This is a genomic window from Cellulomonas sp. A375-1, assembly GCF_001040865.1.
Lineage (GTDB): Bacteria > Actinomycetota > Actinomycetes > Actinomycetales > Cellulomonadaceae > Cellulomonas > Cellulomonas gelida.
On the sequence record NZ_LFKW01000096.1, the window covers coordinates 1 to 8,975 of the forward strand.

Here is an 8,975-nt window from a genome sequence, read left to right on the forward strand (position 1 = left end):
CGCAGGAGAACGCCTCCGTCGCGGCGCTCACCGAGCTCGGCTACGAGGTCCCCGCCACGCTCGTCGTCGCGGGCACGGTCAAGGGCACGGGCGCCGACGGCAAGTTCGAGGACGGCGATGTCCTGACCGCCGTCAACGGGACGGATCTGCCGGACTACCTGAGCCTCATCACGACGATGGACGCGGTCAAGCCGGGTGCGAAGGTGACCGCCACCGTGCGGCGGCAGGGTGAGGACGTGGACGTGGTCGTGCCGACGACGAAGGGCGACGACGGCCGCGCGCAGATGGGGGTGTACATCGACCCCGACTTCCACATGCCGGTGGACATCGCGATCGAGGCCGGGCGGATCGGCGGGCCGAGCGCCGGGACCATGTTCGCGCTCGGGATCATCGACCTCATGACCCCGCAGGACGAGGCCGCCGGCCAGGTGATCGCGGGCACCGGCACGATCGACGTGGCCGGGACCGTGGGACCGATCGGCGGCATCCGGCAGAAGCTCGCGGGTGCCGCGCGGGACGGCGCGACGTGGTTCCTGGCGCCTGCGGCGAACTGCGGCGAGGTCGTCGGGCACGTGCCGGACGGGCTGCGCGTCGTGCGCGTCGAGACGCTGCACGAGGCGTACGAGGACGTCGTCGCGATCGGTGCGGGCAAGGCGAAGGACCTGCCGACCTGCGAGGCGGCGTCCTGAGCTGACCGCGGCGGTCGCCGACGAGGCGTCAGGCCAGCGTCGCGCGCAGGGCCGAGACGAGCCCGGGCACGACGTCCGGGCCCTGACCGACCTGGTCGTCGCTGTCGTTCGCGCGCGTGCGCACCGCGCACCACGTCGAGCCCTCGCGCAGCACCCCGACGGCGAGCCGGACGTCCTGCCGGTCCGGGTGGGCCAGCAGCCAGGGGAGCGCCTCGTCGGGGTCGGACGGCATCCGCGCCTCGGCGGCGGGCGGGAGGACGACGCGCTCGGCGGTGACCGCGACCCCGTCGACCGTTGCGGGCCAGGACAGGCCCGCGAGGAGCGTCTCGAGGTCGGGGGCCTGCGGCAGGCCCTCCTGCTCGATCGACGTGAGGTGCCAGGACTGCGCCTGGGCGGCGGCGAGCGTCTCGGGCGAGAGCTGGGCGGCGAGCGACGGCTCGGCGTCGAGCGCGGCCTGCGTGCGCACGAGCGCGAACACGCGCACGGGTGCGTCCCAGCCGGCGGTCGCGACGTGGTGCTCGATCTCACGCACCGCGTCGGCGAGCGCACGCGAGGCGGGGGACTGGTCGTCGGACGGGGCAGGTGTGGTCGATGGCACGGCCCCATCGTCGCACCCGGGCACGTGAGGCCGGATATGTGGGGGTCCCGTGTGGGAACCTGGGCATCTCCGCGTGCGTTGGTCGGACGAACCCCCGCTCTCGCAGCGCCGGGACCCATGTGCCAGGCAGACGAGCACGACGCACGAGCACGACGTACGAGCACGACCCACGAGACGACGAGGACCGCACCGACGTGAGCTTCGCCAGCACACCCCGCAACCCATCCGCACCCCGGTCGGGCGACCGGCCCGCCAACAAGCGCCGCGGCGCGCTCGTGCCGACGTTGATCGTCCTCGGCGCGATCGTCGTGCTGGTGGTGATCCTGGCCCAGGTGTGGACCGAGTGGCTGTGGTTCGACCAGCTCGGCTTCATCGAGGGGCTGCGCACCGAGTGGGGCACGCGCGCGGTGCTGTTCGTGATCGGGTTCGTGCTCATGGCCGTGCCCGTGGGCCTGAGCATGCGGTACGCCTACTCGTCCCGTCCCGTGTACGCACCGTCGACGCCGGAGCAGGCCAGCCTCGACCAGTACCGCGAGGCGATCGAGCCGCTGCGTCGTCTCGTCATGATCGTCGGCCCGGCGCTGCTCGGCCTGTTCGCGGGCGCGGCGATGTCCCAGCGCTGGGACACCGTCCAGCTCTGGCTGCACGCCCAGCACGTCGGCCAGGCGGACCCGCAGTACGGCATCGACCTCGGGTTCTACCTCTTCACGCTGCCGGCCATCCGGTTCGTCGTCTCGTTCCTCATGGCGGTCGTCGGGCTGTCCGGGGTCGCGGCGCTGGCCACGCAGTACCTGTACGGCGGGCTGCGGATCGGCGGCAGCAAGGACACGCCGCGCACGACGCGTGCGGCGCGCATCCAGCTCTCGGTGATCGGCGCGGTGCTCATGCTGCTCATCGCCGGCAACTACTGGCTGGACCGCTACTCGATCCTGACCAAGACGGCCGAGAAGTTCGACGGCGCGTCCTACACGGACGTGCACGCGGTGATCCCCTCGAAGGCGATCCTCGCGGGCATCGCGGTGTTCGTCGCGGTCACGTTCGTCGTCACCGCGATCCGCGGGAACTGGCGCCTGCCGCTCATCGGCGCGGGCCTCATGGTCGTCGCGGCGATCGCGGTCGGCGGCATCTACCCGGCCGTGGTCCAGCGGTTCCAGGTCCAGCCGAACCAGCAGGACGCCGAGTCGGAGTTCATCGAGCGCAACATCAACGCGACGCGCACCGCCTACGGGATCGACGACGTCGACGTGCAGGAGTACGACGCGAAGGTCACCGCGGAGTCCCAGGCGCTGCGCGACGACGCGGAGACGACGGCCTCGATCCGCCTGCTGGACCCGCAGGTCGTGAGCCCGTCGTTCAAGCAGCTCCAGCAGGTCACGTCGTTCTACAGCTTCCCGGACACGCTGTCCGTCGACCGCTACACGCTCGACGGCGAGAGCCAGGACACCGTGATCGCCGCGCGCGAGCTCAACCTGAGCGGCCTCGAGGCGTCCCAGCGCAACTGGACGAACGACGTGACCGTGTACACCCACGGGTACGGCGTGGTCGCTGCGTACGGCAACCGGACGGCCGCGCGCGGTGCGCCGTCGTTCTGGGAGAGCGGCATCCCCTCGACCGGCAAGCTCGGCGAGTACGAGCCGCGCCTCTACTTCAGCCCCGGCTCGCCCGCGTACTCGATCGTCGGCGGCCCCGAGGGCGCGGAGTGGGAGCTGGACCGTCCGACGAACGACGGCGGCGGCTCGGTCAACACGCGCTTCCCCACGCAGGACGTCTCGGCGGGCCCGAACGTCGGCAGCGCGTTCAACAAGCTCCTGTACGCCGTGAAGTTCGGCTCGGAGCAGATCTTGTTCTCCGACCGCGTGAACGAGTTCTCGCAGATCCTGTACGACCGCAGCCCGCGTGACCGTGTCTCGAAGGTCGCGCCGTACCTGACGCTCGACGGACGCGTGTACCCGGCGGTCGTCGACGGCCGGGTCAAGTGGATCGTCGACGGCTACACGACGAGCAACCAGTACCCGTACGCGGCCCAGGTGACCCTCGACGACGCGACCGCGGACTCGCTCACGCAGTCGTCGGCCGCGGTGCAGGCGCTGCAGTCGAAGACGGCGAACTACATCCGCAACTCGGTCAAGGCGACGGTCGACGCGTACGACGGCTCCGTGACGCTGTACGCGTGGGACGACCAGGACCCGGTGCTCAAGGCGTGGAGCGAGATCTTCCCGACGTCGCTCGAGCCGCTGAGCGCGATCGACGGCGAGCTCATGTCGCACCTGCGCTACCCGGAGGACCTGTTCAAGGTCCAGCGTGAGCTGCTCACCCGGTACCACGTCTCCGACCCGGCGCAGTTCTTCACCGGTACCGACTTCTGGGCCGTGCCTGACGACCCGAACGCGGCCGGCGCCATCGCGCAGCCGCCGTACTACCTGACGCTCAAGATGCCCGGCGCTGACAGCGCGAGCTTCTCGCTGACGTCCACGTTCATCCCGTTCGGTCAGCAGGCGCGCAACGTCATGCGCGGCTACGTCGCGGTGGACGCGGATGCCGGCTCGCAGGACGGTACGAAGGCCAAGGAGTACGGCAAGATCCGGCTGCTCGAGCTTCCTCGTGACGGCTCGGTGCCAGGTCCGGGTCAGGTCAACAACAACATGACGACCGACTCGGCCGTGGCTGAGCAGTTCACGCTGCTCGGACGAGGCGGGGCCAAGATCGTCCGCGCGAACCTGCTGGCGCTCCCGGTGGGCGACGGCATGCTCTACGTGCAGCCCGTCTACCTGCAGGCCGAGACGGGGACCACCTTCCCGCTGCTGCAGCGCGTGATCGCCGCCTTCGGCGACGACGTCGAGATCGCCGAGACGCTCGACGGGGCGCTGAACGCGGTCTTCGCGGGCGACGCGGGTGTCGAGCCCGGACCGGACGCCGAGCCGGGCACCGACGCCGAGCCCGGGCCGGGCACCGAGCCCGGAGGCGAGCAGCCGGGCGGCGAGACCGGCCCCGACGCCGAGGCGCGCGCGGACCTCGCGGACGCGCTGGACCGTGCGCGGCAGGCCATGGAGGACGGCCAGGCCGCTCTCTCCACGGGTGACTTCGCCGCGTACGGCGAGGCGCAGGACCGCCTCGACAAGGCGATCGCCGACGCGCTCGCGGCGGAGGCCCGTCTCGAGGGCTCGGAGAGCGGCGGCGGGTCGACCCCCGAGCCGACACCGACGGCCACGGCGGGCAGCTGACCGCGGCACGACCACCAGGGCACCGGCCCCGCACGCTTCGTCAGGTGCGGGGCCGTCGTCGTCCCTGGGCCCAAGCGGCTGACGGGCGGGGCAGTGGGCGGGGCAGTCGGCGGGACTGTCCGGGGGGACGGATGGGTGTGACGGAGCAGGCACGAAGGTCTGGCGCGGGCCCTTATTGGGAACTGCTATCGTTATCGAAGCCGCACGGTGCGGCACCAGGAAGGGGTCCCCGCATGCGTGCGCGCACCGTTGTCGTCTCCGTGGCCTGCGCCGCTCTCGCCCTCGTCGCGTCGGGGTGCTCGTCGTCCGACGGCGCCGAGCAGGAGCCCGGCCTGACGGTCGTCGCGTCCAGCAACGTGTGGGGCGACGTCGCGGCCCAGGTCGCCGGCGACCTCGCCCAGGTCACCTCGATCATCGACGATCCGTCCGTCGACCCCCACTCGTACGAGGCCAGCGCGCGCGTCGAGCTCACCATCTCGCGGGCCGATCTCGTGGTCGTCAACGGGGGTGGGTACGACGACTTCGCGACGCAGCTGGTCGACGCGCTCGACACGCCGCCGCCCGTCGTCGACGCCGTCGAGGTCTCCGGTCTCGCCGACGACGACCACGCCGAGGACGAGCACGCGGACGACGAGCATGCGGACGACGAGCACGCGGGCGACGAGCACGCGGGCGACGAGCACGCGGGCGACGAGCATGCGGGCGACGGCCATGCGCACGGCGAGCTGAACGAGCACGTCTGGTACGACCTGCCGACGGTGCAGGCGGTCGCCCGCGAGATCGCGGACGCGCTCGGCCGGGTCGCCCCCGAGCACGCGGAGGCGTTCGGCCGCAACGCCGACGACTTCGCGGCGCGGGTCGGCGAGCTCGAGCAGTCCGCGGCGCAGGTCGCGGCCGAGCACGCGGGCACGGGCGTCGTGGTGACCGAGCCGGTCCCGCTGTACCTCGTCGAGGCGGCCGGCCTCGTCGACCGCACGCCGGCCGCGTTCTCGTCGTCGATCGAGCAGGAGGTCGATGTGCCGCCGGCGGCGATGGACGAGGCCCTCGAGCTCGTGGCTTCGCGCGACGTGGCCCTCCTCGTGTACAACGAGCAGACGACGGGTCCGCAGACCGACCAGGTGCTGCAGGCCGCACGCGACGCGGGGCTCCCCGTCGTGGACGTCACCGAGACGCTGCCGGAGGGTGAGGACTACGTGTCGTGGATGGCGGGCAACCTCGACGCCCTCGCGGAGGCGCTCGCGTGAGCGTGCCTGCGGCGCCGCTCGAGCTCGAGGGCGCCCGGCTCGCGTACGGCCCGCGCGTCGTGTGGTCGGACGTCGACCTCACGGTGCGCCCCGGCGAGTTCCTCACGGTCCTGGGGCCGAACGGCTCGGGCAAGACGAGCCTGCTGCGCGCGATCCTCGGCCTCACGCCGCTCTCGGCGGGGCGGGTGTCGATCATGGGTGCGCCGCCGCGGCGCGGGAGTCGCGCGGTGGGATACATCCCGCAGCAGCGGCTGATCGACCCGGCCACGCCGGTGCGCGCGCGCGACCTGGTGCGGCTCGGCCTGGACGGGGATCGGTGGGGCCTGGGTGGCGGGAGCACGCGGGCCCGGGTCGACGCCCTGCTGGCCGCGGTGGGCGCGAGCGCGTACGCCGACGTCCCGCTCGGCATGCTCTCGGGCGGTGAGCAGCAGCGCGTGCGCATCGCGCAGGCGCTGGGCACCGAGCCGGCGCTGCTGCTCTGCGACGAGCCCCTGCTCTCGCTCGACCTGCGTCACCAGCACGAGGTCACCGCGCTCATCCACGCGATGCGGCGTGAGCGCGGCACGGCGGTGGTCTTCGTGACGCACGAGATCAACCCCGTCCTGCCCTACACCGACCGGGTCCTGTACCTCGCGCCGGCGGGCCACGCGATCGGCGTGCCCGACGAGGTCCTGACGTCGTCGCAGCTCAGCGCGCTGTACGGCACGCCGGTCGACGTGCTGCGCTCGCAGGGCCGCGTCGTCATCGTGGGCGGCGACGACGAGCACGTCCACCACGTCGAGGAGGCCGACGAGTGAGCACCGCCGTGCTGTCCGTCAGTGCCCTGGCCGCGGGTCTGCCGGCGGGCGTGCTGCCCGCGGAGGTCGCCGACGATTGGTGGACCCGGATCTTCGACTTCTCCGACTACGGCTCGCTGATCGCGCTCGTGCAGAACTCGCTGATCGCCGGGGTGGTGCTCGGGCTCGTCGGCGGGCTCGTCGGGGTGTTCGTCATGCAGCGGGACCTCGCGTTCGCGGTGCACGGGATCAGTGAGCTGTCGTTCGCGGGTGCCGCCGCCGCGCTGCTGCTGTCGATCGACGTGATGCTCGGTGCGGTCCTGGGGTCGGTGGTCGCCGCGGTCGTGATCGGTCTGCTGGGCACACGTGCGCGCGACCGCAACTCGATCATCGGCGTGCTCATGCCGTTCGGTCTGGGCCTCGGCGTGCTGTTCCTCGCGCTCTACCCGGGGCGTGCCGCGAACAAGTTCGGTCTGCTCACGGGGCAGATCGTGGCCGTCGACTCGACGCGGCTGTCGCTGTTCCTCGTGATCGCCGCCGTGATCGTCGCGGGGCTCGTCGTGATCTGGCGCCCGCTGACGTTCGCGAGCGTGGACCCGGACGTCGCGGCTGCGCGCGGGGTGCCCACGCGCGCGCTGGGGATCGGCTTCATGCTGCTCCTGGGGCTCGCGGTGGCGCTCGCGGTGCAGGTCGTCGGCGCGCTCCTCGTGCTCTCGCTGCTCATCACGCCCGCGGCTGCGGCCACGCGGGTGAGCGCGTCGCCCGTCGTGGTGCCGCTGCTGTCGGTCGCGTTCGCCGTGACGAGCGCCGTGGGCGGCATCCTGCTCGCGCTGGGCGGGTCCGTGCCGATCAGCCCGTACGTCACGACGGTGTCGTTCGTGATCTACGTCGTGTGCCGGATCGTCGGCAACGCGCGGACGCGGCGGGGCTGGGCGCGCCGCGTCGCGGTGGCGAGCGCGGCCGAGGCGTCGACGGCCTGAGGGGCAGCGGGCCGGTCAGCCGGCCGCGAGCTCCTCGGCGCACGTCGCACAGGTGCCGAACAGCTCGAGGGTGTGGGACACGTCGACGAAGCCCGTCTCGTCGGACAGCGACGCGACGAGTGACTCGAACGCGCTCGCCTGGACCTCGACGGCACGCCCGCAGCTGCGGCACACCAGGTGGTGGTGGTGCCCCTGGCGCTCGCAGCGCCGGTACAGGGTCTCGCCGCTCGCCGTCCGCAGGACGTCGAACTCACCGCTCGTGGCCATGGCCCCGAGCGTGCGGTAGACGGTCGCCAGCCCGATGTCCTCGCCGCGCTGCACGAGGAGCGCGTGGATCTGCTGGGCGCTGCGGAAGTCCGCGAGCTCGTCCATGAGCTGGCCGATCGCGCGTCGCTGGCGCGTCGTGCGCTGACCGATCACGTGCACCTCCCGGGGTCGCCTGATTGTACGTGGTTCTCATGTGCAACAAGGCGGAACGGGCGTGCAGGAACCGACGGGTCAGGCGGGCGCCGCGAAGGCCGTGACGAGCGCCTCGTCGAACGCGGGCAGGTCGTCGGGCGTGCGGCTCGAGATCAGAGGACCGTCGACGACGACCTGCTCGTCGACCCAGTCCGCGCCCGCGTTGCGCAGGTCGGTGCGCAGCGACGGGTAGCTCGTCAGCCGTCGGCCCTCGACCCCGCCGGCCTCGATGAGGATCCACGCGCCGTGGCAGATGACGCCGATGGGCTTGCCCGCCGCGACGAAGTCGCGCACGAACGCCACCGCGTCGGCGTCCATCCGCAAGTGGTCCGCGTTGACGACACCGCCGGGGAGCACGAGGGCGTCGAAGTCGGCCGCGTCGGCGGTCGCGACCGGCAGGTCCACACGCTGCTCGTAGCCCTTCTTGCCCCGCACCGCGACGTCCGCGGGCGAGACGAGCGAGACGCGCGCACCCGCGTCCTCGACCGCGGCCCACGGGCTCGTCAGCTCGCTGTCCTCGAAGCCGTCGGTGAGCAGGAAGGCGACCGTGCGGTCGTCGAGCGTGCGCGACATGGGGACCTCCTCGGATCGGTCCCGCCAGGCTAGGCACGACCGGCGCGGCTCGGCACGCCGAGACGCCCGTGCTCCGGCCCGGCGTGCGCGTGGCGGTGGCGCGTGCCACCGTGGCGAGCATGGCGCTGGGCTCTGGTGGGCTGGGCTCGATGGGGCTGGGCTCGATGTGGGCGTGGGACAACCCGGTGTCGCCCGACGACGACGCGCGCGGCCGCGGGTACGGTCCGGCCGCGCCCGAGCCGCTGGTCGACTTCGTCGTCGGACACGAGCTCGCGCGCGTGCACCTCGCCGCGCCGTGGGCGGCCGACGAAGGCCCCGTGGGCGCGTGGTTCGCGGCTGCGGCGCGCGCGTTGTGCGACGCCCACGTGGCCGTCGACGCGCTCGGCGGCGACCCCGGCTGGCTCGACGAGCCCGCGCTCGCGGCGACGTGGGCGA

At 72.7% G+C, this 8,975-nt stretch carries 8 protein-coding genes and 1 pseudogene; 6 read left to right on the forward strand and 3 right to left on the reverse strand.

What is annotated here, in order from left to right:
• On the forward strand, positions 1-689 hold a 689-nt coding region (locus CWIS_RS10285; RefSeq protein WP_048343200.1), incomplete at its 5' end, for a PDZ domain-containing protein.
• Between the two features lie 28 nt (positions 690-717).
• On the opposite strand, the gene CWIS_RS10290 is transcribed toward CWIS_RS10285, so the two are convergent.
• Complete coding sequence (locus tag CWIS_RS10290) at positions 718-1,287, reverse strand: PPA1309 family protein (RefSeq protein ID WP_048343201.1); 570 nt, start codon at positions 1,285-1,287, stop codon at positions 718-720.
• A 194-nt stretch (positions 1,288-1,481) separates the two neighbouring features.
• On the opposite strand from CWIS_RS10290, the gene CWIS_RS10295 reads away from it, so the two are divergent.
• The 4 genes from CWIS_RS10295 to CWIS_RS10310 all read left to right on the forward strand — a co-directional run bounded on the left by CWIS_RS10295 (position 1,482) and on the right by CWIS_RS10310 (position 7,508).
• On the forward strand, positions 1,482-4,508 hold the full coding sequence (locus CWIS_RS10295) for a UPF0182 family protein (RefSeq protein ID WP_048343202.1): 3,027 nt from the start codon (positions 1,482-1,484) through the stop codon (positions 4,506-4,508).
• 233 nt (positions 4,509-4,741) lie between these two features.
• Positions 4,742-5,752, forward strand: coding sequence for a metal ABC transporter solute-binding protein, Zn/Mn family (locus tag CWIS_RS10300; protein WP_048343203.1), 1,011 nt, complete (start codon positions 4,742-4,744; stop codon positions 5,750-5,752).
• 2 nt (positions 5,753-5,754) lie between these two features.
• Entirely contained in the window at positions 5,755-6,549 is a 795-nt protein-coding gene (locus CWIS_RS10305) for a metal ABC transporter ATP-binding protein (RefSeq protein WP_197080820.1), read from the forward strand.
• 53 nt (positions 6,550-6,602) lie between these two features.
• On the forward strand, positions 6,603-7,508 hold the full coding sequence (locus tag CWIS_RS10310) for a metal ABC transporter permease (RefSeq protein ID WP_048343208.1): 906 nt from the start codon (positions 6,603-6,605) through the stop codon (positions 7,506-7,508).
• Positions 7,509-7,523: 15 nt separating this feature from the next.
• Here CWIS_RS10310 and CWIS_RS10315 read toward each other — a convergent pair whose 3' ends face one another.
• Together CWIS_RS10315 and CWIS_RS10320 are read right to left on the reverse strand one after the other, a co-directional pair.
• Positions 7,524-7,928 (reverse strand): Fur family transcriptional regulator, encoded by a 405-nt coding sequence (locus tag CWIS_RS10315; protein ID WP_287892768.1) that lies wholly within the window; start codon positions 7,926-7,928, stop codon positions 7,524-7,526.
• A gap of 78 nt (positions 7,929-8,006) precedes the next feature.
• The gene (locus CWIS_RS10320; RefSeq protein ID WP_048343206.1) at positions 8,007-8,540 is read right to left on the reverse strand and encodes a type 1 glutamine amidotransferase domain-containing protein; all 534 of its coding nucleotides are present in this window, start codon (positions 8,538-8,540) and stop codon (positions 8,007-8,009) included.
• A gap of 119 nt (positions 8,541-8,659) precedes the next feature.
• On the opposite strand from CWIS_RS10320, the pseudogene CWIS_RS10325 reads away from it, so the two are divergent.
• Positions 8,660-8,975 (forward strand): annotated as a pseudogene (locus tag CWIS_RS10325) (hypothetical protein); the annotation flags it as partial.